Source organism: Pseudoalteromonas sp. SWN166, assembly GCF_015864485.1.
Taxonomy (GTDB): domain Bacteria; phylum Pseudomonadota; class Gammaproteobacteria; order Enterobacterales; family Alteromonadaceae; genus Pseudoalteromonas.
In genome coordinates, this window is the sequence record NZ_JADYXB010000029.1 from 24,027 (window position 1) to 49,522 (window position 25,496).

The 25,496-nt window shown below is 37.8% G+C and carries 23 protein-coding genes; 17 read left to right on the top strand and 6 right to left on the bottom strand.

Features of this window, described 5'->3' with window-relative positions:
* Nucleotides 1-89 precede the first annotated feature (89 nt).
* Both rpmE and I6F49_RS15285 read left to right on the top strand, forming a co-directional pair.
* Nucleotides 90-305 carry a 50S ribosomal protein L31 gene (gene rpmE / locus I6F49_RS15280; RefSeq protein ID WP_076925367.1) on the top strand — a complete coding sequence of 72 codons (216 nt, stop codon included), beginning with the start codon at nt 90-92 and terminating at the stop codon, nt 303-305.
* A gap of 527 nt (nt 306-832) precedes the next feature.
* Nucleotides 833-2,074, top strand: a complete 1,242-nt coding sequence (locus I6F49_RS15285; protein WP_197181221.1) for a malic enzyme-like NAD(P)-binding protein — start codon at nt 833-835, stop codon at nt 2,072-2,074.
* Between the two features lie 248 nt (nt 2,075-2,322).
* Here the strand turns inward: I6F49_RS15285 and metJ are convergent, their stop codons facing one another.
* Nucleotides 2,323-2,643 carry a met regulon transcriptional regulator MetJ gene (gene metJ, locus I6F49_RS15290; protein ID WP_007586263.1) on the bottom strand — a complete coding sequence of 107 codons (321 nt, stop codon included), beginning with the start codon at nt 2,641-2,643 and terminating at the stop codon, nt 2,323-2,325.
* A gap of 289 nt (nt 2,644-2,932) precedes the next feature.
* Here metJ and metB point away from each other — a divergent pair, with 289 nt between their 5' ends.
* Both metB and metL read left to right on the top strand, forming a co-directional pair.
* A complete protein-coding gene (gene metB / locus I6F49_RS15295) occupies nt 2,933-4,180 on the top strand; it encodes a cystathionine gamma-synthase (RefSeq protein WP_197181222.1) in 1,248 nt (415 codons plus the stop codon).
* Nucleotides 4,181-4,396: 216 nt separating this feature from the next.
* Entirely contained in the window at nt 4,397-6,742 is a 2,346-nt protein-coding gene (metL, locus tag I6F49_RS15300) for a bifunctional aspartate kinase/homoserine dehydrogenase II (RefSeq protein ID WP_197181223.1), read from the top strand.
* A gap of 68 nt (nt 6,743-6,810) precedes the next feature.
* Here metL and I6F49_RS15305 read toward each other — a convergent pair whose 3' ends face one another.
* On the bottom strand, nt 6,811-9,303 hold the full coding sequence (locus I6F49_RS15305) for a penicillin-binding protein 1A (protein WP_197181224.1): 2,493 nt from the start codon (nt 9,301-9,303) through the stop codon (nt 6,811-6,813).
* A gap of 130 nt (nt 9,304-9,433) precedes the next feature.
* Here I6F49_RS15305 and I6F49_RS15310 point away from each other — a divergent pair, with 130 nt between their 5' ends.
* The 9 genes from I6F49_RS15310 to I6F49_RS15350 all read left to right on the top strand — a co-directional run bounded on the left by I6F49_RS15310 (nt 9,434) and on the right by I6F49_RS15350 (nt 18,361).
* Entirely contained in the window at nt 9,434-10,513 is a 1,080-nt protein-coding gene (locus I6F49_RS15310) for a pilus assembly protein PilM (protein WP_197181225.1), read from the top strand.
* Entirely contained in the window at nt 10,501-11,073 is a 573-nt protein-coding gene (locus I6F49_RS15315) for a PilN domain-containing protein (RefSeq protein WP_166419927.1), read from the top strand. The genes I6F49_RS15310 and I6F49_RS15315 overlap by 13 nt, the downstream gene beginning before the upstream one ends.
* Nucleotides 11,063-11,668, top strand: coding sequence for a type 4a pilus biogenesis protein PilO (locus I6F49_RS15320; RefSeq protein ID WP_149593352.1), 606 nt, complete (start codon nt 11,063-11,065; stop codon nt 11,666-11,668). The genes I6F49_RS15315 and I6F49_RS15320 overlap by 11 nt, the downstream gene beginning before the upstream one ends.
* Nucleotides 11,665-12,204: a pilus assembly protein PilP gene (locus I6F49_RS15325; RefSeq protein WP_197181226.1), complete on the top strand. Its 540-nt coding sequence runs from the start codon at nt 11,665-11,667 to the stop codon at nt 12,202-12,204. Before I6F49_RS15320 ends, I6F49_RS15325 begins: the two co-directional genes overlap by 4 nt.
* Nucleotides 12,191-14,296 carry a type IV pilus secretin PilQ gene (locus tag I6F49_RS15330; protein ID WP_197181227.1) on the top strand — a complete coding sequence of 702 codons (2,106 nt, stop codon included), beginning with the start codon at nt 12,191-12,193 and terminating at the stop codon, nt 14,294-14,296. The genes I6F49_RS15325 and I6F49_RS15330 overlap by 14 nt, the downstream gene beginning before the upstream one ends.
* A gap of 184 nt (nt 14,297-14,480) precedes the next feature.
* Complete coding sequence (aroK, locus tag I6F49_RS15335) at nt 14,481-14,999, top strand: shikimate kinase AroK (RefSeq protein WP_166419931.1); 519 nt, start codon at nt 14,481-14,483, stop codon at nt 14,997-14,999.
* Between the two features lie 27 nt (nt 15,000-15,026).
* Nucleotides 15,027-16,097 carry a 3-dehydroquinate synthase gene (gene aroB, locus I6F49_RS15340; RefSeq protein ID WP_197181228.1) on the top strand — a complete coding sequence of 357 codons (1,071 nt, stop codon included), beginning with the start codon at nt 15,027-15,029 and terminating at the stop codon, nt 16,095-16,097.
* Nucleotides 16,098-17,450, top strand: a complete 1,353-nt coding sequence (locus I6F49_RS15345) for an SPOR domain-containing protein (RefSeq protein WP_197181229.1) — start codon at nt 16,098-16,100, stop codon at nt 17,448-17,450.
* A gap of 53 nt (nt 17,451-17,503) precedes the next feature.
* Nucleotides 17,504-18,361 (top strand): Dam family site-specific DNA-(adenine-N6)-methyltransferase, encoded by an 858-nt coding sequence (locus I6F49_RS15350; RefSeq protein ID WP_197181230.1) that lies wholly within the window; start codon nt 17,504-17,506, stop codon nt 18,359-18,361.
* Here I6F49_RS15350 and I6F49_RS15355 read toward each other — a convergent pair.
* On the bottom strand, nt 18,318-18,503 hold the full coding sequence (locus tag I6F49_RS15355) for a DUF2970 domain-containing protein (protein ID WP_165740604.1): 186 nt from the start codon (nt 18,501-18,503) through the stop codon (nt 18,318-18,320). The genes I6F49_RS15350 and I6F49_RS15355 overlap by 44 nt on opposite strands.
* A 3-nt stretch (nt 18,504-18,506) precedes the next feature.
* Nucleotides 18,507-18,803, bottom strand: a complete 297-nt coding sequence (locus I6F49_RS15360; RefSeq protein WP_165740605.1) for a hypothetical protein — start codon at nt 18,801-18,803, stop codon at nt 18,507-18,509.
* 161 nt (nt 18,804-18,964) lie between these two features.
* Here I6F49_RS15360 and rpe point away from each other — a divergent pair, with 161 nt between their 5' ends.
* The 3 genes from rpe to trpS are packed head-to-tail and all read left to right on the top strand — an operon-like array spanning nt 18,965 to nt 21,350.
* On the top strand, nt 18,965-19,648 hold the full coding sequence (gene rpe / locus I6F49_RS15365; protein ID WP_166419934.1) for a ribulose-phosphate 3-epimerase: 684 nt from the start codon (nt 18,965-18,967) through the stop codon (nt 19,646-19,648).
* Complete coding sequence (locus I6F49_RS15370) at nt 19,648-20,313, top strand: phosphoglycolate phosphatase (RefSeq protein WP_197181231.1); 666 nt, start codon at nt 19,648-19,650, stop codon at nt 20,311-20,313. The genes rpe and I6F49_RS15370 overlap by 1 nt, the downstream gene beginning before the upstream one ends.
* 32 nt (nt 20,314-20,345) lie before the next feature.
* Nucleotides 20,346-21,350, top strand: coding sequence for a tryptophan--tRNA ligase (trpS, locus tag I6F49_RS15375; protein ID WP_166419936.1), 1,005 nt, complete (start codon nt 20,346-20,348; stop codon nt 21,348-21,350).
* A 128-nt stretch (nt 21,351-21,478) separates the two neighbouring features.
* On the opposite strand, the gene I6F49_RS15380 is transcribed toward trpS, so the two are convergent.
* Nucleotides 21,479-22,399 carry a TraB/GumN family protein gene (locus I6F49_RS15380; protein WP_166419937.1) on the bottom strand — a complete coding sequence of 307 codons (921 nt, stop codon included), beginning with the start codon at nt 22,397-22,399 and terminating at the stop codon, nt 21,479-21,481.
* A 35-nt stretch (nt 22,400-22,434) separates the two neighbouring features.
* On the bottom strand, nt 22,435-22,800 hold the full coding sequence (locus tag I6F49_RS15385) for a hypothetical protein (RefSeq protein WP_197175804.1): 366 nt from the start codon (nt 22,798-22,800) through the stop codon (nt 22,435-22,437).
* Nucleotides 22,801-23,082: 282 nt separating this feature from the next.
* On the opposite strand from I6F49_RS15385, the gene I6F49_RS15390 reads away from it, so the two are divergent.
* The gene (locus I6F49_RS15390; protein ID WP_197181232.1) at nt 23,083-25,224 is read left to right on the top strand and encodes a transcriptional regulator; all 2,142 of its coding nucleotides are present in this window, start codon (nt 23,083-23,085) and stop codon (nt 25,222-25,224) included.
* Nucleotides 25,225-25,496: the final 272 nt, after the last annotated feature.

The window sequence follows — 25,496 nt, forward strand, 5'->3', positions numbered from 1 at the left end:
TAAAATCCGCCACCAACAAATTTGTTTTAACGACGTATGGTGCCAAACTCCGGGTTTGGAGAGCGATGCGGCCTTAACTAGAGGTTCCTATGAAAGAAGGTATTCACCCTAAGTACGAAGTAATTTCTGCAACATGTTCATGCGGAAACCAATTCGAAACTAGCTCAACTCTTTGTAAAGACATTCACTTAGACGTATGTTCTGCGTGTCACCCGTTTTACACTGGTAAGCAAAAAGTTTTAGACACTGGCGGACGTGTTGATCGTTTCAACAAACGCTTCGGTGCACTTGCCAGCAAGAAATAATTATTGCTGTTTAGTTAAAAAAAGCACTTTAGGGTGCTTTTTTTGTGCCTAAAATTTGTTATTTATTATTTTACTTCGTTGATTTTAGCTATACCCCCCTTTTGCATAACTATTTCCTATTCTTATTCTGAGTATGCATAAACCTTTACAGACAAATCGATAGATATTCTCTATATTTTAAATAGTATAATTTTTAACTAGGTTGATAAAAGTAGCTAACGTGGGCTTATCTGTTTTTAAAGTTGAGTAGTAGGCTGTTATTTTAAGTTTATGCTGATACTTTATACATACATTTTATTAATATTTTAATAAGTATAAAAGCACCTCAAAACTTACTTTTTAGGTGAATTTTTATTTATGAAATGTTGATATAATTCTGCAAAGTTACTGAAAAACCTCTTAAAATCAAAGGATATAGCATATAACAGGATAGACCTGATATTGCTTGGAATTTAAAAATAATAAGGGTATCGTACCCCAAGACTCCACCTCTCACTTTAACTTAAATTGCAGGATACCATCGCGTTATGTCTGACTTTCGTGAACAAGCACTACATTATCACTCACATCCCGTACCTGGTAAAATTAGCATTGAGCTAACAAAGCCCGCTGAAACGGTTCATGATCTCGCACTTGCGTATAGCCCAGGTGTTGCCGAACCTGTACGTGAAATTGCTGCAGATCCTGCAAATGCATATAAATATACCGGTAAAGGTAATATGGTTGCGGTTATCACTAACGGTACTGCAATTTTAGGACTTGGTAATTTAGGTCCTTTAGCGTCTAAACCTGTGATGGAAGGTAAAGCGTTATTGTTTAAACGTTTTGCAGGGCTTGATTCTATCGATATTGAAGTTAAGCACAAAACAACAGAAGACTTTATTAATACGGTTGCCAACATTGCCGACACATTCGGCGGTATCAACCTTGAAGATATTAAAGCCCCAGAGTGTTTCGAAATTGAAAAGGCATTGATTGAACGTTGTAGTATTCCGGTTTTTCATGATGATCAACACGGTACTGCAATTGTAACGGCTGCTGGTATGCTCAACGCGCTAGAAGTACAAGGTAAATCAATTGAAGATGCAATTATTGTATGTTTAGGGGCTGGCGCTGCAGCAGTTGCGTGTATGGAGCTGTTAATTAAGTGTGGTGCACTGCGTGAGCACATTTACATGCTGGACCGTAAAGGTGTTATTCATACTCGTCGCGATGACTTAAACGAATACAAACAACTGTTTGCTAACAATACCGATAAACGTACGCTGCAAGATGTAATTGCAGATGCGGATGTATTTGTAGGCGTTTCTGGCCCTAACTTATTAGCGGCTGAAGATTTAAAGCTAATGGCAGCAAAACCGGTTGTGTTTGCGTGTTCAAATCCAGATCCTGAGATTGATCCTGCACTTGCGCACGGCGCACGCAATGATTTAATTATGGCAACAGGGCGCTCTGATTACCCTAACCAAGTTAATAATGTTTTATGCTTCCCGTTTATTTTCCGTGGTGCACTTGATGTACGTGCAAGCGCTATTAACGATGAAATGAAAATTGCTGCAGTAGAGGCTATTCGTAGTATTGCCAAAGAACCTGTACCAGCAGAGGTTTTAAAAGCCGCTGGTGTTGATAAACTAGAATTTGGTGCGCAGTATATTATTCCAAAACCAATGGATCCACGTTTACTACCGCGTATAGCAAGAGCTGTTGCACTTGCTGCTGTTGAGTCGGGTGTAGCACAAATTGATTTACCAGAAAATTATATGCGGTAATACCAATCCGCAATAATACTTAATCAATTTGAGGGATTAAATCTGACGTTAACTACGTTAAAAATTTCTGATATAGAACAACTAAATAACGAAATTTTTGCCTTGTTATCGACACGATTTTCTTCCCTCAAAATAGATCACTTCATTAAGCGAATTGGTATAAATCTATACAGTAGATCTATGCAATAAAATTTAGACATAAAAAAACCTCAGTATTAACTGAGGTTTTTTTTATGTTTTTGTAATATTTATTCTTCGTTTAAAACGGGTACTTCTAGACCCATTTCTTGCATTATTTTTTTAACTTCTTCTGGCACTTTTTCGGCGTTATCTTTACGTAGGTCGTCATCATTTGGTAAAGGTTGGCCAGTAAAAGCATGCAAAAACGCTTCGCATAGCAATTCACTATTTGTAGCATGGCGGAGGTTGTTGATTTGACGACGTGTACGTTCGTCAGTTAATACCTTTAATACATTTAGCGGGATCGAAACGGTGATCTTTTTAACTTGCTCTGATTTTTTCCCGTGTTCTGCGTATGGGTGAATATATTCACCATTCCATTTAGCCATAAGATGTATCGTTGCCTCAGATTATTAATTTCTCACACGGCATAAAAAGCGTGTAAATATGCGTGAAATTCTATCGATTTAAAAAAGATAGTCAAATAATAGATACAGATCTACCTTAATAAGCCTATTGTGAATGTAAATATAGGCGCACTTTAACAAACTTAATTGTACCGTTAGTTATGGCTATCTTTATTTTTAGCCATCTAGAGCTTTAAAATACTTTGACTTATCAAAATGGATAACTTACTCTTTTAGACGTCTAAACATCCAAATTAATCAGGTAACGAATATGAGCGAAGAAAATAAAGCAACCATTGCTGTGCGTAACGGCGTTGATGCTGATAAACATCATGGAGCGGTAGTACCGCCAATCTATTTATCGACTACGTATTCGTTTGCCGACTTTGATACTAAACGCGAGTATGACTATGGTCGTAGCGGCAATCCTAATCGGGATATTTTAGCTGAAACGCTTGCTAAGCTTGAAGGTGGTGCTCGCGGCATAATTACTGCCACAGGCATGGCTGCCGTACATTTAGCTACTCAGCTACTTAACAGTGACGATACGCTAGTAATTCCACATGATTGTTATGGTGGTAGTTATCGTTTATTTACATCGCTGCAAAAACGCGGCTTACTAAAGCTCGAAATACTAGATTTAACAAAACCAGAAAGCCTGCAACAAATTTTAGCAATTAAACCTAAACTCATATGGATAGAAACGCCAAGTAACCCGGTACTTCGTTTAACAGACATTAAAGCGGTTACCGATGTTGCAAAAAAATGCGGTGCATTGGTGGCTGCAGATAACACGTTTTTGTCACCGGCCTTACAAAATCCTATTAAGTTTGGTGTCGATATTGTGGTGCATTCAACGACTAAATACATTAACGGACACTCAGATGTTGTGGGTGGCGCTGTTATTGCCGCAACACAAGAGTTAGGCGATGAGCTTGCTTGGTGGGCTAATAACATTGGTATTACGGGCGCACCTTTTGATAGCTATTTAACGCTACGTGGTTTACGTACTTTAAATGTGCGCCTAAGGCAGCATCAAGAAAATGCACTGGCAATAGCTAAATACCTTGAAAGCTCTGAATTTGTAAGCCAAGTTTATTACCCAGGTCTTAAGTCACATCCTCAACATGAACTAGCTAAAGCACAGCAGCTTGGTTTTGGTGGCATGGTTAGTTTTGATATTAAAGGCGATATAAACGACGCTGCAGCATTTTTAACTAGCCTTAAAACGTTTAGTTTAGCTGAGTCATTAGGTGGCGTAGAGAGCTTAATTTGTCATCCTGCAACCATGACGCACGCAGGCATGGATGCAACAGCACGTTTAGAAGCGGGTGTTGGCGATACGCTTATTCGTATTTCGGTAGGTATTGAAGATATACACGATTTAGTCGCTGATTTTGAGCGAGTGTTTGAACTTGTAAAACCAGGGCAAAATAAAAATGTTGGCCGTGTTGGCAAAGGTGCAGGTACTTCTGGTGGTAACGTTAAATTAAGTGTAGCCCGTCCGGCGCTTTGGTAAGTAATACCAATCCGCAATAATACCTAATCAATTTGAGGGATTAAACCGCACGCTAACTTCGTTAAAAATTCCTGATATACGACTGCATGGATGCAGGAGGTAGAGCAATGCAGGAGCAATTAGTGATAACAACTAAATAACGAAATATTTGCCTTGTTATCGACACGGTTTTCTTACCTCAAAATAGACCACTTAATTAAGCGAATTGGTATAAATATGGTTAATTGTATACATAAATTTGGTGGCTCGAGTTTAAGCTCGAGCGATCGCTATCAAAGTGTAGCAAAAATAATAATTACGCATACTCAACCGGGTGACTGTGTCGTGGTATCGGCTGCGGGTAAGACAACCGATACGCTAGTATTACTTTGGCAAAGTTATCAAAAAGAAGATACTCAAGCAGTAGCCGATATTTTATTGCAGTTAAATAATCATCAAAGTGATTTAATAGAGCAGCTATTAGAAGCCGATTTAAAGCGAATTGCACTTAAAACACTAAGTATCGAGCTTAGCTATATTGCAGAACTTGCTCAGGCTGAGCAGCTAAAAGAGGCTGCGTTACTTGCACATGGCGAACTGTGGTCAGCACGTTTACTAGCCACTTATTTGCAGCAGCTAAATATTGAGGCATGTGCTCAAGATGCTCGCACTCTTTTTACCTTAAGTGATGGCGAATTAATGCATGCAAAAAATGTGCAGCAATGTGGGCAGTTAATTTTACCTAATAAAATAAATGTTGTTACTGGGTTTATTGCCGCTGATATTAAGGGCGAGACAGTAACGCTTGGACGCAATGGTAGTGATTACAGTGCAACACTGCTTGCAAATTATTGTAATGCTAAGCAAGTATGTATTTGGACTGATACGCAAGGAGTGTTTAGTACTGATCCACGTAAAGTGCAAAAAGCGATTAAATACGGCAAAATTTGCCGTGGACAAGCTAATTTACTGGCTCGTTTAGGTAATCCTGTTTTACATGCTAAAACGCTATCGCCTCTTAAAAATACCGATATTAAGCTAGCTGTTCGCAGTAGTTTTGATGTGCAAGCAAGCCCGACCGATATAGTAAAAGAGGGAGCAGCGAAGAAAAAACGTTTTATAACCACCTTACAAAATGTGGACTTATTAATGGTTGAAGGATTAAGTGAGGGAGAGGTTGCAAGTGTTAGTCAGCTTATTCAGCATAGCCTTCATCACTTTAATCACAACGGTGAAGTGTATTTGGTAGTACCGGCAGCACAAACTTATCTGGTTATTAATTATTTTGCGGGTAGGGCAAATATTAGTGAGTCAAATTTAAACGGCTGTGCAATTGTAGCGCCTGAGCAAGACGTTAATATATTAAGCTTACAAGCATTAGATTTATTAAAACTTCACAGTATAAAACCTCGTTTTGTCCATCAAGATACTGAATATGCTTTATTACTTACCGATCAATTTATAGATAGCGATATACAAAGTGCTTTACATGATAAGCTAATTAATAAAGGCCAAGAAATAGCAATTATAGTTGCGGGGCTTGGTAACGTAGGTGATGCTTTTATTAAGCAGTTATCGGCGCAATTTGAGCGTTTATCAGATGACTTTAGCATTAAATTAGTTGCATTAGTACGCTCTCAAGAGATGTTGTTTAATCCAAGTGGAGTTAATCCTCAAACATGGAAAAAACAATGGCAGCTTGAGGCAAAAAAATACCAAAGTAGTGATTTATTAAATGCAATTAGCGAGCTTGATTACGAGCGTAAAGTAGTCATTGATATTACTGCTAGCGAGCAATTTAGCCAGCTTTATACTGGTTTTGTCCAAAGCGATTGTCATTTAATTAGTGCAAATAAATATGCGGGTACAGCGCCTACGCTCTGGTATCAAACTCTTAGAAATAATTTGGCAGAGCGCAACTTACATTGGCGATATAATACAAGTGTCGGCGCTGGTTTGCCTATTAACTTTGCCTTGGCAGATTTGCAAAATAGTGGCGATAAAATAACACGTATAGAAGGCGTATTTTCAGGTACGCTTTCGTGGTTATGTAGTAAATATGATGGTTCTACCGCATTTTCTGAGTTGGTACTAGAAGCACAGAAAATGGGATTCACAGAGCCAGACCCTCGCGAAGATTTATCTGGGCGAGATATGCAGCGTAAGCTACTTATTTTAGCTCGAGAGCTAGGTGTAGAGCTTGAACTTGATGATATTAGCTTGTCGGCATTGATGCCAGATGAACTTACGCTGGGAAATTGGGATGACTTTTTAAATAAAAAAGCACAGCTAGATGCGTTCATTGAAGAGCATGCAGCCGCAGCAAAAGTTAAAAATTCAGTACTTAGGTACACTGGGTTATTAGAAATTACAAACGATAAAGTAATTGCTAAAGTGGGAATCGCGTATGTGCCAAATGGTAATGCGTTAGTGAATTTAACACCGGGCGATAATATTTTTGTAATTAATAGTAAGTGGTACAACGACAACGCATTAGTGATTCAAGGACCTGGGGCAGGCAGGGAAGTAACCGCAGCAGGTATTCATTCAGATTTATATTGGCTTGTTCAAAACTTAAAATAGATTTTATATTTACACGAAATAAAACGGCCGCTTAAATAAGCGGCCGTTTTTGTATTACATACATATTATTAAAATAGTTCTTCTTCAGTTTTTGTGTCTTCTTCAAATATATCGTTAGGCTGAGATAGCACATACTTTGTAGGGGCGGTGCCTTTTTCAAAATATTCAAAGCGACTTGTGTAGTCGTTTTTATGACTCAACAGGCCAGTAGCTAAATCAATGCGGATTGAAACAAGCCCTTCAGGCGGTTCAATTGGCGCTTCAGGTGTTCCCTCAAGTGCGGCTTTCATAAACTCAATCCATGCAGGTTGTGCTGTTTTAGCACCCGATTCAGCGCCTGATATTTGGCTACTATCAAGGTTGTTATTGTAAGTTGAGCGACCAAGAGAGTTGCCAGGGTTATCAAACCCAACCCATACAGAAGTCATCACTTTACTGTTAAAACCACTAAACCAAGTATCTACAGAATCGTTTGTTGTGCCTGTTTTCCCCGAAAGGTCGCGACGTTCCAAGGCTTGCGCGCGCCAACCTGTACCACTCCAACCTGTTTTATGAGCCCAGCTTCCGCCGCCCCAAATACCACTGTGCATTGCATCAGCTATTAAAAATGCATTCTGCTTAGATATAATTCTCGGTGCACACTTTTTTGGTTGATCCACTTCAACGTTACTATTGTGTATTGAGAGTTCATTGTATGTTGGTAAAGACTCTTCGTCACAGGCAAGAGCAGGGTTTGCTTCAAATAATACATTGCCGTAGGCATCTTGAATCTCTGAAATAAAGTAAGGTTCAATTAAGTGACCACCATTGGCAAATGTACTCATACCCCTGGCAAGTTCAAGAGGGGTGATAGAAGCACTACCAAGCGCTAGTGATTCACTGCGATTAATGTCAGCGTTTTTAAAGCCAAATTTCAGTAAGTGATCGGCTGTACGTTGTAATCCTACACCGCGTAGCAAACGCACCGAAATAACATTTTTAGACTGTGCTAAAGCACGGCGAATTCGAATAGGTCCATTGTATACAGCAGGGCTGTTTTTAGGGCGCCATGCTACGCCTTGGCTTTTATCCCATTGGTTTATAGGTGCGTCGTTTAATATAGACGCAAGCGTATAACCTTTTTCAAGTGCTGCTGAGTATATAAACGGTTTTATATTAGAACCAACTTGACGCTTAGCTTGTACCGCGCGGTTGTATTGGCTTTGCTCAAAGCTGTAACCCCCTACAATAGCTCTAATTCTACCGTCCTGTGGATCGAGTGAAACAATGGCACTTGATGCTTCTGGTATTTGGCTTAGTAAGTAGCTGTCATCATCATTTTTACGCACCCATATTTGCATTCCTGGCGTTAAAATATCAGTCGCAGCTTTTGGAGCAAAGCTTTGGCGGTAGCGAGTAATATATTTACGCGCCCATTTTAAGCTATCCCAAGTCAGCGTTGTTTGCTCACCGTTTTTAAGCAGTACCGTTGCTGTTTTATCATTAACGCTAAGCACAGCAGCTGCTTTTAAAGTGCCTAACTCATTTGCGCTCTGTAATTTATTGAGTATTTGCTCTTTGGTTAAAGCCGGTTGTGTTTCAGGATTCCATAAAACATCAGTAGGCCCTCTAAAACCGTGGCGCATATCATAATTATGTAAGTTATTTACAAGTGCGTTTTGCGCTGCTTTTTGAACCTTTGACTCTACTGAGGTGAATATTTTAAAACCTGAGTTATATGCTTTATCAATTCCATAACGCGAAACCATTTCGGCGCGTACCATTTCAGAAATATACGGTGCGTATAAGTTTATTTCTGCACCATGAAAATAAGCGGTTATAGGTTGGCTTGTTGCTTCGTTATATTGTTCTTGTGTTATGTAATCTTCGGTTAGTAAGCGGCCTAAAACAACATTTCGACGTGCTTTTGCACGAGTCGGGTTACGAATTGGATTTAAAGCCGAAGGTGCCTTAGGCAAACCTGCAATCATCGCCATTTGGGCAAGTGTTAAATCTTTTAATTCTTTGCCGTAATATACTTGCGCTGCCGCACCAATACCAAAAGCACGATTACCTAATTCTATTTTATTAAGATAAAGCTCTAAAATTTCGTCTTTTGTTAATACATCTTCGATATGCAGTGCTATAAATATTTCTTTAACTTTACGAATATAGGCTTTTTCGCGTGTCAAAAAGAAATTACGAGCAAGCTGCATGGTAATAGTACTTGCGCCTTGTTTTTTCTCGCCGGTAGATATAAGAACAAGGGCTGAGCGTACAATACCTATAGGGTCTATGCCTATGTGGTCGTAAAAACGATTATCTTCCGTCGCTAAGAACGCATTAATTAACGTTTGAGGAATTTCATCAATAGTCACAGGAATACGGCGTTTTTCACCAAATTGATTGATTAAAAGCCCATCTTTAGTGAAAACTTGCATAGGAGTTTGTAATTGCACGTCTTTTAAAACTTGCACACTGGGGATATCAGGTTTAACGTAGTAATAAAGGCTGACCAAAGTGATCAGACCAATTAACACACAAATGATAAAAAATTGTAAAGTTCGTTTTAATAAAATCACTTATATTTCCCTAAATGGACTCCCAATTGCGAGTTTTGACTGCTAGTATATATTGATTAAAAAATGAATAATATTTTTTCATATAAAAATTATAACTTGTTTATTATTAAAACAAAGGCCAAGTTGAAACATGCTAAGTCAACTATTTCAAAAACCGTCCCCGATGATGGTAGGAATTGATATTGGATCGCACTCTATTAAGGCTGTGCTTTTACGTGAAATTGAAACAGGATTTCGACTAGAAGCACTTGCAATTGAGCCAATGCCAAAAGGCGCAATGAGTGAGCGCACAATTCAAGATATCGAAGCGATTGGTAACGTAATTTCAAAATTAAGAAAAAAATTACCAAAATCATTAAAATCTGCAGCAGTAGCTGTTTCAGGCCAAACAGTCATTACTAAAGTGATCTTCATGGATGTATCGTTAACTGATGCTGAACTTGAATCACAAATTGAAATTGAAGCCGATAGTTTAATCCCATACCCACTTGATGAGGTAAGCCTTGATTTTGAGAGGCTTTCGACGAATGAGGCAGATCCTAGTAAAATGAATGTTTTGCTTTCTGCTGCTCGTACTGAAAGTGTAGAAGCGCGTGTTGGCGCTTTAGAAGCGGCAAACTTAGAAGCTAAAATAGTTGATGTAGAAAGCTATGCATTAAGTCGTGCAATGGATGTTTACTACCAACAGCTACCTAGCGACGCATTTAATAAATGTGTAGCGGTGGTTGATATTGGTGCAGTTTTAATGCTTGTAAGCGTAGTACAAGCAGGTGAGACAATTTATACACGTGATCAGGTTTTTGGCGGCGATCAATATACAAATAGTATTGTGGCTTATTATAATAAAGGCTTTGATGAAGCCGAAATTGGTAAAACATCAGGTGATTTACCACCAAACTATACTTTTGAAGTATTGGCCCCTTTTCAAACCTCGTTACTTCAACAGGTGCGACGTGCAGTACAAATGTTTTTAACAACCAGTGGTAAAGAACAAATTGACTATATTGTATTAACGGGTGGGACATCGATGATAAAAGGTATTGACCGATTGCTCATCGAAGAGCTCGGTATTCACTCTGTCGTAGCTGAGCCTTTTGAGAATATGGAAATTTCACCTAAAGTAGATCGTAATGTGATGCAGCGTCACAAAACACAGTTTGCAATTGCGACTGGGTTGGCATTAAGGAGTTTTTCAACATGCCATATATAAATCTACTGCCTTGGCGCGAATTACAACGCGAAGAATCGAAAAAGAAATTTGTAACTATACTTGTTGGTGTCGTTATAATTTGTTTTGCGAGTATGTATTTATTGAGCTCTTTTTATGGTGCTTTAAAAGATGGGCAAAACTTAAAGAATAACTATCTAAGCTCAGAAATTAGCATGTTAGATAAAAAAATAAGTGAAATAAGAAGCTTAGATAAAAGAAAAGAAAACTTACAGCAGCGTATGAGGCTTATTGAAGAATTACAAAGTAGTCGTAACCTGGGTACGCAAATAATGGATGAAGTTGCCAAAATAGTGCCCGGTGGCGTTTATTTAACAAAACTAGAGCGCAGAGGCAGCCAAATACATGTGTTAGGACGTAGTGAGTCTAATAACCGTTTATCGACAATGCTGCGCGAAGTACAAAGTTCATATTTACTAGAGAATCCTTCAATGCAGGGCATTGTTGCAGGCGATCAATCGTCGCGTTTACTTAGTGATTTTAATATGGAATTTTATGTAAAACCATTTGATAAAATTGGTGAGGTTAGCGATGAACCTTGATTTTAAAGCACTGAGTGAAATTGATTGGAATGAAATAGAGCTCGATAACATTGGCGATTGGCCTATTGCTGTTAAAGCAATTTGTTGTGCGTTTGTTGCTGGGCTTGTATTGTTTTTTAGTTACAGCCTATTAGTTTCTGATGAAATTGATAGCTACCATAGTGCGGTTGCTAAAGAAGTTGAATTACGTACTACTTATCGTACTAAGTATGCTGTAGCGAGTAAGCTTGAAATCTATCGTCAACAAATGGTTGAAATGGAAGATAAGTTTTCACAGCTATTAAAACGTCTACCTACTTCGAACGAAACTCCTGGCTTACTTGATGATTTGTCGTATGTTGGGACAACGAGTGGCCTGACTTTTTTAAAAATAGGCTGGTTGCCTGAGGTTGAAAAAGAATTTTATACCGAGCTGCCGATTAAAATTGAAGTGATCGGTACCTATCATGAGTTTGGTGAGTTTGTAGGTAAAGTGGCTCAGTTACCACGAATTGTAAGCCTACATGATTTTTCTATTTTATCATCGGGCGATAAACAGTTAACATTCAGTGTTGTTGCAAAAACATATCGTTATGAAGAAGGGGTTAAAAAATGAAACTCCTTCGCGTAGTACCTTTAGCAATAGCCTTTGTTTTAGCTGGTTGTAATGATGATACTTCTGAACAAAAAGAATTCATTGATCAAGTTAAGGCAAGTACAACACCAAAAGTAGACTCAATTCCTGAACTTACAAAGTTTGAAATATTTGAATATAGTGCAGGGCAGCTACGTAGTCCGTTTGTAGCGCCTCAGCCTGAAATAATTCAAAATAAATTAACGCAAGTAAAAAACTGTTTGCACCCAGATCAAGAGCGTCGCCGCGAACCGTTAGAAAAATACCCGCTAGATAACTTAGCTATGAAAGGTACAATTGGTTCTAGTGGACAAATATGGGCATTAATAACAGCAGCTGACGCTACTTTGCATCGTGTAACGGTAGGGAATTACCTTGGTAGTTATGATGGAAAAGTAAAAACAGTAAGTAACGACTATATAGAGTTAGTGGAATTAATCCCTGATGGGTCTGGCTGTTGGAAAGAGCGCTTGACTAAATTAGAAATGTTAGAGGCGGCAACAGATGGCGCAAATTAATAATAAAAAAGGTAAAAATAGCATGCATAAGGATGTACTTTGGCTTCATCGTATTTCACGAACATTACTGGCTGCTGTTGCTTTAGTCACTGTAAATTCAGCCGTTGCAGGGCCGTTACTTTATGATGTTCGTTATAATCCATTACTTAAAGGCGAAACTGAGTTACAGCTTGTTTTTGATGAAGAGTTAACGCTTGAGCCAAAAGTTCAGGTGTTTAATAGCCCAGCCAGAATCGAAATGTTTTTTGATACCGCTGAATTAGAAGTTGGTTTAAATGATGTTGCAGTTAATCAAGCCGGGATTAGCAATGTAACCAATGTTCTAACTGATAGTGGTTTAAAAGTAACAGTAAACCTAGATAGATTAAAAATTTATGAAACCGAAGTTCATAATAATTTAGTATCAATACGCGTATCGGACAATCCACTTACAGAATCTGAAAACGAAGATGTAGTGATGGATTCAGGTGATGTAAGCGGAAATTATATTAATCGTATTCAGTCAATTGATTTTAGACGTGGTGAAAAGGGCGAAGCGAAAGTACTGGTATTCTTACAAGATACGCAAGCTGCAATTGAAGTACATGAGAGCGGCGGCAAAATTTATGCAGACTTCCATCATACTGATATTTTAGATGACTTACTTTATGAGCTGGATGTATTAGATTTTGGTACTGTTGTAAGTAATATCGAAACGTTTAAAGAAGAAGGTTTAAGTAGAGTTGTCATTGAACCGAATGCTCAGTTTACATTTACCTATCAGCAAATAGATAATATTTTAACGTTAACAGTAGAAAAAGATGAAACACAAAACGCCTATTTAGATGGTGGCGTTGAGTATCAAGGTCGCCCTATGACCTTAAATTTTCAAGATATTTCTGTACGCGCAGCACTACAAATTATTGCGGGCTACAACGACTTTAACTTAGTAACCAGCGATTCAGTAACGGGTAACATAACGCTGCGCTTAGATGGCGTACCGTGGGATCAAGCGCTTGATGTAGTACTGCGTATTAAAGGGCTAGATAAGCGCATGGATGGCTCTATTTTAATGGTAGCACCTGCAGAAGAACTAGCTGCACGTGAAGCTAAAGATTTAAAAGCTAAACAGCAAGTTGAAGACTTAGAGCCTCTGTACAGTGAATACATTCGATTAAACTATGCTAAGGCCGAAGATTTTGCTGATTTATTAAAAACAGATAGAAACAGCATTATAACAGCCCGTGGTAGTGTATCGGTTGATCAGCGTACAAATACCTTATTAGTAAAAGACACGGTAAAGAGTATAGAAAATATCCGCCGCATGATTGAAACACTCGATATTCCAGTACAGCAGGTTGTAATAGAATCTCGTATGGTAACTGTGCGCGATAACGTTACTGAAGACTTAGGCGTACGCTGGGGCTTTAGTGACCAAGGTAGCAGTGTTGGTATTTCAGGCTCACTTGAAGGCGCAGAAGGCATTTATAACGCGACATCAACTTCAAATGCGCCAAGTATTTCAGATCGATTAAATGTAAATTTACCTACATCAAACCCAGCAGCAAGTATTGGCTTACACATAGCAAAACTGGCTAATGGTACGTTAATTGATTTAGAGCTAAGTGCGCTTGAAAAAGAGAACAAAGGTGAGATCATTGCAAGCCCGCGCATTATTGCAGCAAACCAGCAAAAAGCGCGAATAGAGCAAGGTACTGAAATTCCTTACACTGAGTCAGCTTCAAGTGGTGCTACTACCGTAAGCTTTAAAAAAGCGGTACTGAGTTTAGAAGTAACGCCTCATATAACCCCGGATAATAAAGTAATACTAGACTTAGTGATTACTCAAGATACACGTGGTGATACCGTACAAACGGGTACAGGTGAAGCTGTGTCTATTGATACCCAAGAGATCCAAACACAAGTATTAGTTGAAAATGGCCAAACCGTCGTACTCGGTGGTATTTTCCAGCAGCAAATCATTAATACTACAAGTAAAGTACCAATTTTAGGTGATATTCCTTATGTAGGAAGACTATTTAAAAGCACAAGTGAGTTTAATGAAAAGCGTGAATTGCTTATTTTCGTGACACCAAAAATACAAATTGATTAAAATACAGTGGTTTTATGTTAACCAACGGGTGATTATTTAGATTAATTGCTCGTTATATGGCTTTTTATCCTAATTGACTTGAAATACCCCTGCAATTACTGAGATAATCCCCTCCTTAATTTTGGGGCCAGGTCGTTAGGCGGGGTTTTATTTCAAATTTTAGAGTTTGTTTGTACTAAAAGATATGGCTGAGAAACGTAATATATTTCTAGTTGGCCCCATGGGGGCTGGCAAAAGCACGATTGGTCGTCACATCGCTGACCAATTACACCTTGAATTTGTTGATTCTGATCAAGAAATCGAACGCCGCACAGGTGCAGATATTGCATGGGTATTCGATCTTGAAGGTGAAGAAGGCTTTAGACTTCGAGAAGAGTCTGTTATTGGCGATTTAACCGAGATGCAAGGTATTGTACTTGCTACCGGTGGTGGTTCAGTAATGAGCAAAGAAGTTCGAAACAAGCTTTCGGCTCGAGGTATCGTTGTATACCTAGAGACACCTATAGAAAAGCAAGTTGCACGCACGCAACGCGACAAGCGTCGTCCATTACTGCAATCTGAAGAAGCACCTCGTAACGTATTAGAGCGCTTAGCAGAAGAACGCGAGCCACTATACAAAGAAGTTGCTGATTTTGTTGTACGTACCGATGAGCAAAGCGCTAAAGTTGTTGCTAACCAAATCATCGAGAAATTAGATTTTTAAAAACCAATAATAAGGGAATAACCAAGCATGCTTAAATTAACTGTTAATTTGGACGAGCGAAGTTATCCTATTTATATTGGGGAATCTGCACTTCAAGATAATGGCCGCCTGGTTCACCACATTGGTGATTGTCGGCCTATCATCATTACTAATGACACAATAGCACCTTTATATTTACAAAGGTTACTTGATTCATTAGCTGATCTAAATCCGCTATCTTTTATTATTCCTGACGGTGAGCAATATAAATCACTTGAATGGTTTGAAAAAATATCAGCATTTTTACTACAAAATAACTGTGGCCGAGATACATGCTTAATTGCATTAGGTGGCGGTGTTGTAGGTGATCTAACTGGTTTTGTTGCGGCTTGTTATCAGCGCGGCGTACCGTTTATTCAAATACCAACGACAGTGCTTTCACAGGTTGATTCATCGGTAGGCGGTAAAACGGCAGTAAATCATCCTTTAGGTAAAAATATGATAGGGGCATTTTATCAGCCTCAAGCTGTTTTTATTGATACGCAGACATTACACACCTTACCTGAACGAGAGTTTGCAGCAGGTATGGCTGAAGTAATTAAGTATGGTCTGATTTACGATACCGAACTATTTGCTTATTTAGAGCAAAATGTAGCTAATTTACAGCAACTCGATGAAGCATGTTTACAGCATATTATTTTTAGATGTTGTGAAATAAAAGCGCTTATAGTTGCTCAAGATGAAAAAGAACATGGCCTGCGAGCTTTGTTAAACTTAGGTCATACATTTGCCCATGCAATTGAGGCGCAGATGGGTTATGGCGTTTGGTTACATGGTGAAGCTGTTGCAACGGGAATGGTATTGGCAGCTAAACTTGCGCATACACGCCAAGATTTAAGCGAAGATGAAGTTGAGAGAATTATTAAGCTGCTTGAGCTATATAATTTACCAACAGAAATTCCAAAGCAAATGACTAGCGAGCAGTTTTTAACGCATATGCGTAAAGACAAAAAGAATAAAAAAGGCACTATCCGCTTTATTCTACCTACCCAATTTGGCCAGTGTGCATTAGTTGATAATGTATCTGATGATCAAGTTAGAGACTTAATCGAGCAGTAAATGCAGTCACAAATTTTACCAAGCCGTGCGGCTTTGGTGGATAGAATCGCACTGCAATTTGAGTACGGGCAAAATTTAATTGTTTTACTTGGCACTTCTGGGCTAGGTAAAAGCTATATGCTCGAAACCTTCATTACAGATAAATATAACGACTTTAATAAAGCCTTTGTGCAAGTAAGCGCACAAATGACTGACGCTCAGCTAATGAGTGAGCTATTAGAGCAAAGCTTTAACTCCCCCCTGGTTGATCATAACTTAAGTTTACCTGAAAACTATTACCAATTACTGCAGCAACAACCATGTGGGCCATGCTTATGGGTACTTGATGGCGGTAGACAGTTATCTGAAGAGATGTTGATTGAGCTTGAGTTACTTTCAAAAAACAGCCCAAATACGCTATATATCATAATAGCTTCACAGTCCAAATTAGCTTTAAATAATGCTGTTGAAATTTACTTAGAACCGCTAACGCTTCAAGAAAGCAAGATGTTATTGCAGTGGTATTTTACTGATTTACCTTATGATGAAGACCCTATATTCAGTACTTTTTTAGCTGAGGCTCACGGCAATCCTAGTTTATTGCTTGCTTGGCAACCTAGTGAGCACATAGCCGATATTATCGTTAAAGACAAAGTGTCTTGGCGGTTACATTTATTGATTTTGATGTTGCTGATTATGCTATTAATTATTGGGCTACTTTATAAATCTGATATGACGCAGTGGTGGCAACAGTACTACCAGCAAGAAGAGACCCAGGTAATTAATACAGCAATACCAATAGAGCAAGTAAGTGCGCCGGTTATAAAGAAAAATGACTCAATAATTAACTTAAATGAACTTGAAGTAGTTGAGCCAGATATTAAGCCAGAGCGCGTACATATTAATGATGTGCCTGCCATCATGCAAAGCCTTACCGAACCTGGCAACACCGTTAACGTATTAGACAATGATGTTGATGATAGTGCTAATAATAAAAGCAGTGTATCAAGTGACGTTAAATCTGAAGTTCTTAAAATAAAGAAAGTAGATACCGCAGAGCAAACTCAGGTCAACCAGGATAATATATGGTATATGCAGCAGCCAGATACAAATAGCGTTATTCAATTATTAGCTGTAACTCAGCAGGAAGTGAGTGATAATTTTATTGCTCAATTTAATCTACAGCAGCAAACTCATACGTATCGAACCAAACGAAATAATAAAATGTGGTGGGTTGTCACATTTGGCAGTTTTGAAAGTATAAAAGAAGCAAAATCAGCAATGGATACTTTATCTGCTGGGGTTAGAAAAAATAAACCTTTCTATAAAAAAATTAGTAAAATAAAGCAAGAAATAGCACTCGTTGATCAGTAAAACACACTGCTTTAGTGTAAAATCGCGCAACACCAGATTGAAGTAAAGAGCCAATGCAGCAAAAGAGTAGAGCCTTCCTTAAATGGGCCGGCGGAAAATACAGCCTAGTTGAGAACATTAATGCGCGATTAAACCAAGCTAGCAAGCATGCAGATACGTTGGTTGAACCTTTTGTTGGTGCAGGTTCTGTGTTTTTAAATAGTGACTTTAAACACTATATTCTTAACGATATAAATGCAGACTTAATTAACTTATACAAAGAGCTTAAAAGCTCTCCAGATGAGCTGATTAGTGACGCTAAAAAACTATTTGTTGATCTGAATAATCATGCAGATGCTTATTACGAATATCGTGTGCAGTTTAATCAAAGTCGTGATGTATATGAACGTTCAATATTGTTTTTATACATGAACCGTCATGGCTACAATGGACTCTGTAGGTATAATTTAAAAGGCATTTTTAACGTGCCTTTTGGTAAGTATAAAAAGCCTTACTTTCCTGAAAAAGAAATGTATTTTTTTGCTGAAAAAGCACAAAAAGCTACCTTCACCTGCTTAGATTACGATGACGTTTTTAAGTTAGTACCTAACAATGCTGTTATTTATTGCGACCCACCTTATGTACCATTAAGTAAAACGGCTTCGTTTACCTCTTACGCTAAGGGCGGGTTTAATTTAGATGATCAGGCTAATTTGGCAAATCTGGCTGAGAAGGCGGCGTTTGAAAAAAACACGCCAGTGCTTATATCTAATCACGATACTGTATGGACTCGAAAAATTTATAGCCAAGCGTCACTTGATCAAATACAAGTAAAGCGCACTATCAGCCCCAAAGGTGGCTCTCGTAATAAAGTAGACGAGTTAATGGCTATGTATTTAGCACCCAAGCAACCACTGCATAAATTGCGATAACAAAAGCAATAAATAGTGTAATCGCAATTAAAATAATAGACGTAGGAGAGTGTTGTTTAAAATCAGCTTGGCGTTTATTTTCAGACTGAACACCAAAAAATGCTGCTAGCACACTTTGCAACGCACTAATAAATTGCAGCATTATTTAAAATAAGGGTTTTAAAGAAGGAGTATTTTTAGAATCATCAGAACTAGTAAGTAGTTCTAGCAAATCGAGGTAATGAAACTGAGCACTACGGCTATCGCCAGTTAACCACGAAAACCACGATGACTCTTCTTCAATTTTAATACACGTAGATAATGTGCTGTTAGCACTTACAGTTTGTGTATTATGGCAATTATTAACCGAGCTTAATTCTTGCTCAGAGCTTGAACCAAAGCTAAACGCCCCGATAAGCAGTAATGCCGACGCAATTAATATCCCAGTTTTAAATGCACGCATGGTAAAATCCAATAATTTGTTACTTTTTTAATCATAGCAAATATTGATTAAATATCAAACTTAAAGTTACCTGAAATAGGGGCTATTACGCCATATTACTTGGGTAACATCTTCAATTAAGTTACATTAACGCAATACACTATTTATTGATGGAGTTAATCATGTTTAACCCAGAGCAAAAATATTTAATTGCCCCTTCTATTTTGTCTGCTGACTTTGCAAAGCTAGGCGAAGATGTTGATAAAGTACTCGCTGCAGGTGCAGATGTGGTTCATTTTGATGTAATGGATAATCACTATGTACCTAATCTAACAATTGGCCCAATGGTGTGTAAAGCACTTAGAGATTACGGCGTAACAGCGCCTATCGACGTGCATTTAATGGTTAAGCCTGTAGATAGCCTTATTCCACTGTTTGCAGAGGCAGGTGCATCAATTATTACTTTTCATCCAGAAGCTAGCGAGCACGTTGATCGTACAATACAGCTGATTAAAGATCACGGCTGTAAAGCAGGCTTAGTGTTTAACCCTGCAACAAGTCTAAGTTATTTAGATCATGTTATTGATAAGCTCGATACCATTTTACTTATGTCGGTAAACCCAGGTTTTGGCGGGCAAAGTTTTATCCCTCATACGCTTGAAAAATTACGCCAAACAAAACAGCGTATTATTGAATCAGGTCGAGATATTCGCTTAGAGGTTGATGGTGGTATTAAAGTCGATAACATTGCAGCAGCAGCTCAAGCGGGTGCAGATATGTTTGTTGCAGGTTCTGCTATTTTTAACCAACCAGATTACAAAGTTGTGATTGATCAAATGCGTGAGCAGCTTGGAAGTGTAAAATAATGAAGTACGATATCGCCTTATTTGATTTAGATGGTACCTTGGTTGATAGCGTTTACGATTTATATATAGCCATAAATCTCACATTAACTGACCTAGCATTCCCGATAGTAAGTCAGCGTTTGGTTGAAAGCTGGGTAGGTAATGGTGTTGAAGTCCTCGTTAAACGCGCCTTGAGTGGCGATATGCAAGTGAGTGAACATTTAGATGAATCACTCAGCAGCAAAGCTATTACGCAGTTTTATAAACATTATGAGCAACATGTGGGTGAATATAGTGTGTTGTACCAACATGTAGAAACTGGGCTTGCAGCACTTCGCGGTATGCCCAAAGCATTAGTCACTAATAAGTCTCGTGTGTTTACAGAGAAGTTGCTTGATAAACTAGCACTAGCGAGCCATTTTGATGTGATTATATGTGGTGACGACATGGCAAAAAAACCATCTCCAGAGCCTTTACTATTCGCCTGTAAAACGCTAAATGTTGAACCTAATAAAGCAATAATGATAGGTGATTCTAAAAGCGATATACTTGCAGCTAAAGCCGCTAACATAGACGTAATTGCACTTAATTACGGCTATAACCAAGGTGAAAACCTTGCAGATTATAATCCGCAGTACCTATGCGATAACTTCTTAGATATAATACCTGTTCTAACGCAGCGTTAAATATTATTAATTAAGCTAAATAAAGGAAAATCATGAGTAAACCAGTAGTATTAAGTGGCATGCAGCCAACCGGTGGTATGACAATAGGCAACTATGTTGGCGCTATTAACCAGTGGGTTAAGCTACAGGAAGAATATGATAGCTACTTTATGCTTGCAGATTTGCATGCGATTACGGTACGCCAAGACCCAGAATTACTTCGCGCTCGCGTATTGGACGGAGTTGCACTATATACAGCATGTGGTATCAATCCAGAAAAAGCAGCGCTATTTGTACAATCTCAAGTGCCTGAACATGCTCAACTAGGTTGGGTTTTAAACTGTTATGCGCAAATGGGTGAATTAAATCGTATGACGCAGTTTAAAGATAAGTCAGCAACGCACGCTAATAATATTAACGTGGGTTTATTTGCTTATCCAGCTTTGCAAGCGGCGGATATTTTATTGTATCAAGCAGATAAAGTACCTGTAGGAGATGATCAAAAGCAGCATTTAGAGCTGACTCGCGATATTGCTACGCGCTTTAATAATGTATATGGTGATATTTTTACGCTACCAGAACCGTATATTCCTGAATTTGGTGCTCGCGTAATGAGCCTACAAGATCCACTTAAAAAGATGTCAAAGTCAGATGAAAACCCAAATGGTTTTATCATGATGCTAGACGAGCCTAAAAAGATTGAGAAAAAACTTAAAAAAGCAGTAACAGACTCAGACGAACAAGCGCGTATCTACTTTGATCGCAAAGAAAAGCCAGGCGTATCAAACTTGCTTACTTTATTAAGCGTTGCAACTAAGCGCTCAATTGAAGAGCTAGTGCCAGAATACGAAGATAAAATGTATGGCCATTTGAAGAAAGATACCGCTGATGCTGTTGTAAGTATGATTGAACCTATTCAGGCTCGCTTTAAAGAGATTAGAGAAGATCAAACGCTTCTTAACAACATTATGAAAAAGGGCGCTGAAAAAGCGAGTGCTCGAGCTGAGGTTACATTAAAAGCGGCTTATGATGCGGTTGGATTTATTCCACGTCCATAAGGTAGCTTTACCACTTATGTAAAAATGCCGCTTACTTCAAATAAGCGGCATTTTTTATATAATACTAATTAACATTAAAAAACCAAATATAAATAATAACGACATTGCTTGTTTGTCTGTCTTGTCCATTATTCAGCGTCTTTAGTTGTTATTTTAACGCTCTCTTCAACATCAACTAGAGAAACTTTATAGCCCTTGTTTTCAAGTAAGGTAAGTAAACTATCTTGTCCTGCAAGGTGGCCAACTCCAACAAGTACAAACTCATTTTTGTCGTTGTTAAACATGGCTTCTACTTTTGGTAACCAATCATTATTTCTATCTGTAATGAGTTGTTTATAGCTATTCGGATCATTTTTCTGCATACCTTCAAGTGCCACTTTATTCAGTGTGCCTGTATCACCTTTGCGCCAGGCAGCTAAAAGTCCTTTAAACATATCGCCATAGTTGTGAAGCTCAGCTAAGTTACGTTTAATGAAATCGTTTTCGTTGCCTTGACCCATTGTTTTATAAAGCTCTAACTGAAATTCCATTGTTTCTAAGTAATTTTTTGTTTTGTTATCTTCAGTCGCTTTTTTAGTAAAGTAAGCATCAACCCCTTCACCCATTAAGTTTTGCTTTTGAAGTTCCATCGACATTAAAACAATACTAACCATAGCAGGGCGAAAACCATCTAACTTAGCTAGGTTAGCGCCAAACTCGCTAAGCTTATTTTCAAGTGAAGCTTTAACCTGGGGTTCTAGCTTTTGACTCAACGTTTCGTTATTTGTATACGATAGCGCACCTAACATTTGCATTTGTGCATTGGTGTCGGCTGGGTCAGGTAACGGTGCTTCTAAAATAATTGTATCTGCTTGTTCATAAGCATGGTTAAACTCGGCGGGTAGTGGCATTTCAGCTTTAGGTAGTATGTGAACTGTACCGCCAATAAATAGTGAGTCATTGCCATTACTTACTTGCCATACAGAGCTTTGAGCCTGTGCTGTATTTGCTAAAAGGCTACAACTAAGTAATACGCTAGCAGACACTAATTTTTTTGTGAATTTTTTCATGATCATTCCTTAATATAGCTTTTAATTTGATTTTTTTAGTTCGATAACACATTGCTGAAATATGCAGTTATTGACGATGTTACCTTTGAAAGATTTTTATCAATTTGCGAGTTTATTTTGCTCATTGAAGAGTCAAGCTCAGCTGATATTTTTTCATCTATTGAAGAAAGTAATGTTTGCTTATCAACATTACTTTTTAAAGGCTTAGAAGCGTCTATTTTGATTGTGTTTTGTAGCTCTTGATTAACAGGGTTAATTGCCTCTATGCTTTCACCAATCATGCATTTCTCAAAATTATTTTGAACGGTATCTTGTTTAGCGTCAGCTGCAATAACTGAAGTAGTATTAAAAGCCGTTGCTAGTAGTAAAGCTGGTAGTACTTTTTTCATTGTGTTGTTCATAATTAAACCTTTTATATTTTTTAAATGCAGCCAATTTAGAATGACAAATGATTTTTACTAAGCTGCTTGTTGATGACGGTTTAAAGAATATCGCTGAATTTATTAAGAGTCGCTTATCTAGTTATGAGCAATTAATAGATAAGGTTTTAAATATAAAAAATTGTTAAAATTCAGTGTGTTAGCTTTAAATCTTATAATGCTAATATAAGGTTTAAAATGCTTTTTCTATAAAATAAAGTGTAGATGTGATACGGTTTATAAAAATAAAAATACGTAAAGACTATGAATTATCAAATCGGACCTTGGCAATTTATTAGTAATCGCTGTGTGATTACTTCAAACCATTTAGAAAGGGAATTAGATCCACTTTTAGTAAAGTTATTACTCCACTTTATAGGTAAGCCTCAACAAATCGTTTCCCGGCAAGAGCTTATTGAGAGTGTGTGGCAACAGAGCTTTGTTGATGATAATGCGATTAACCGTGCAATCTCAGAGTTAAGAAAGCAGCTTGCCCACCCAATTGAAAAAGCACCGCTTTTAAAAACGCATTACCGTAAAGGATATAGCCTAACAGTAATACCTGAGCGTTTAACGCAAGCAAACGTTTCGAAAGAGCCTGCAAATATTTTGCCTGACTCACCGGGTATTTCTGCCAAAAATGAAGAAATAGCTAGTGCAACTATTTTGCAACCAGTTCAAAAAAAGAATAGTAAAAAGTTTTTGATTTATTCTTTACTCGTCATTATCTGCCTCTGCTTTTTAGTATGGTTTGGGTTGTTTTTTATTAATACACCTTCTAGTGAAAAGATTAAACAGATCACGGTTAATAAGGTAGCAAGCACGTGGAATATAGGCAGTGAGGTTCACCCTGAGATGTCCTCAGATAAACAATATTTAGCTTATACAAATGTTGAACCTGAAAATGACGTAATGCATGCATTTGTAAAGCGACTATCTGATCAAAGGGAAGTTGAAATTACCTATCCTGGCTTTCAAGTATCCATTTTATCGTGGCAGTTAAATCAGCGCTCTGTGTTGTTACAAGCTACCAACTTAAAGCAGCAAAAGTGTGAAATGGTACTCGTTGATTTAAGCCAGTTTCCTGTTATAGGAGAGGCTACTTTAATTAAAAAGTGTGACCTTAGATACACTGGTTATGCGCAAGTAGACGAAAGTGGTGAGCATATTTATTACACCGAATATAAAAATGAGCATGAGGGTTCAGGTTTATATAAATATGATTTAGAACTTAAGAAAGAATTCATAGTGATTCCACCACCAGGCGTCATGTATGGCGTAATCATGCCTCGTTTATCTCATTCTGGTAGTAAAATAGCATATGTACTTAGTCAAAAGGGTAAGCCTTTTTCTGTATTTAGCTACAATTTTGAGACCCATGAAACCAAGCGGTTATTTAAAGCAAAGAAAAGCATAATTAGCTTCGCGTTTGACTGGCTTGCAGACGATAAAGGCGTGATTGTTTTTGAAGACTCTGAGCTTTCAACCATTGTGTTTGATGAAAATAATATCATTAAACGCACACTAACGGTTACCCCAGCAATTTCACCTTATTATATTGCAGTTCAATCTGCTAATAGCCTTTTTTACTCAGCAAATAAAACACAAGCATTTTCGTTAATTAAAGCGACTAATCTTTTTAGCGATGTTCCTGAGTATGAAGCACTCTACAAAAGTGATGAAGACGACTACAACATTGTAGAAGTCATTAATGAGAAAGGGCCAGCGCATATTTTTGTATCCGAGCGCTCTGGCAGCAGTCAGTTGTGGTTATCTCAAAATGGACTTACAAAGCAACTTAGTAACTTTACTTATGAAGGGAAATCTAACTTTGCTATTGGCGGACTAAGAGTATCGAGTAAGCAAGATCGTGTTTTATTAAGAATTAATAATGATATTGCATTTTTTGACGTTATGTTGAACAAGCTCTATACCATAGCTGAGTTTAAAGGGCAGAAAATACTAAACTATGTATGGTCTAAAAATAATGAAAGTATAATTTATTTAGAGCGAAGTGGTTCAGAAAATCTATTTGCTCAGTTTAATTTATTAACGCGAGACACAACTATATTAGAGGGTGTTAAAGCTAACAAATTAATTTCAGACGTTGACGGCACTAATTATGCGATTACAAATAATCAGTTAATTAAACTATCAGATAAACAGAATTGGGAATTGCCTAAAGACGCGCGACAAGCGCAACTTTTTGCCATTAATGGTAATTACCTTTATTACTCAGATGCTATTTCAAGAGTTGCTCGGCTTAATTTAGAAGATAAAACAGTACAAGATGTACATGTAGATTTTAAACCCATCGCATTTTTTATTAGTGATAACAATCAGATTTTCTTTACAGAATCAAAATATAAAGATATGCAAATAATACAGATAAGTTGGAACGACTAGGGCGTGTCTATCTTTTTAGATTAAGTTTACGTTGTTTTTCTCTAATAACATTTTCGATTGTTATGTTGATAAAAGAAAAATTAGAACAAAAAAATAGCGAGAAGTAACTCTTCTCGCTATTTTTAATCAAATGTAATCTCGGCAGTTAAATAACTTTAATGCCGATTGATTTGCTATAGCTAGACCTCTATTTACTTAATAGAGGTTTTAGGTAATGCCCAGTATGTGAACGCTCACATTCAGCAACTTCTTCTGGCGTACCAGCAATCAGT

Coding starts and splice junctions, on each gene's coding strand:
- I6F49_RS15320 (WP_149593352.1), top strand. CDS start 11,063: ATGAACCTTGATTTTAAAGCACTGAGTGAAATTGATTGGAATGAAATA.
- I6F49_RS15385 (WP_197175804.1), bottom strand. CDS start 22,800: ATGAACAACACAATGAAAAAAGTACTACCAGCTTTACTACTAGCAACG.
- aroB (WP_197181228.1), top strand. CDS start 15,027: ATGCTTAAATTAACTGTTAATTTGGACGAGCGAAGTTATCCTATTTAT.
- I6F49_RS15380 (WP_166419937.1), bottom strand. CDS start 22,399: ATGAAAAAATTCACAAAAAAATTAGTGTCTGCTAGCGTATTACTTAGT.
- I6F49_RS15310 (WP_197181225.1), top strand. CDS start 9,434: ATGCTAAGTCAACTATTTCAAAAACCGTCCCCGATGATGGTAGGAATT.
- I6F49_RS15315 (WP_166419927.1), top strand. CDS start 10,501: ATGCCATATATAAATCTACTGCCTTGGCGCGAATTACAACGCGAAGAA.
- metL (WP_197181223.1), top strand. CDS start 4,397: ATGGTTAATTGTATACATAAATTTGGTGGCTCGAGTTTAAGCTCGAGC.
- metB (WP_197181222.1), top strand. CDS start 2,933: ATGAGCGAAGAAAATAAAGCAACCATTGCTGTGCGTAACGGCGTTGAT.
- I6F49_RS15345 (WP_197181229.1), top strand. CDS start 16,098: ATGCAGTCACAAATTTTACCAAGCCGTGCGGCTTTGGTGGATAGAATC.
- I6F49_RS15360 (WP_165740605.1), bottom strand. CDS start 18,803: ATGCGTGCATTTAAAACTGGGATATTAATTGCGTCGGCATTACTGCTT.
- I6F49_RS15350 (WP_197181230.1), top strand. CDS start 17,504: ATGCAGCAAAAGAGTAGAGCCTTCCTTAAATGGGCCGGCGGAAAATAC.
- I6F49_RS15330 (WP_197181227.1), top strand. CDS start 12,191: ATGGCGCAAATTAATAATAAAAAAGGTAAAAATAGCATGCATAAGGAT.
- rpe (WP_166419934.1), top strand. CDS start 18,965: ATGTTTAACCCAGAGCAAAAATATTTAATTGCCCCTTCTATTTTGTCT.
- trpS (WP_166419936.1), top strand. CDS start 20,346: ATGAGTAAACCAGTAGTATTAAGTGGCATGCAGCCAACCGGTGGTATG.
- aroK (WP_166419931.1), top strand. CDS start 14,481: ATGGCTGAGAAACGTAATATATTTCTAGTTGGCCCCATGGGGGCTGGC.
- I6F49_RS15325 (WP_197181226.1), top strand. CDS start 11,665: ATGAAACTCCTTCGCGTAGTACCTTTAGCAATAGCCTTTGTTTTAGCT.
- rpmE (WP_076925367.1), top strand. CDS start 90: ATGAAAGAAGGTATTCACCCTAAGTACGAAGTAATTTCTGCAACATGT.
- I6F49_RS15370 (WP_197181231.1), top strand. CDS start 19,648: ATGAAGTACGATATCGCCTTATTTGATTTAGATGGTACCTTGGTTGAT.
- I6F49_RS15390 (WP_197181232.1), top strand. CDS start 23,083: ATGAATTATCAAATCGGACCTTGGCAATTTATTAGTAATCGCTGTGTG.
- metJ (WP_007586263.1), bottom strand. CDS start 2,643: ATGGCTAAATGGAATGGTGAATATATTCACCCATACGCAGAACACGGG.
- I6F49_RS15355 (WP_165740604.1), bottom strand. CDS start 18,503: ATGCTGCAATTTATTAGTGCGTTGCAAAGTGTGCTAGCAGCATTTTTT.
- I6F49_RS15285 (WP_197181221.1), top strand. CDS start 833: ATGTCTGACTTTCGTGAACAAGCACTACATTATCACTCACATCCCGTA.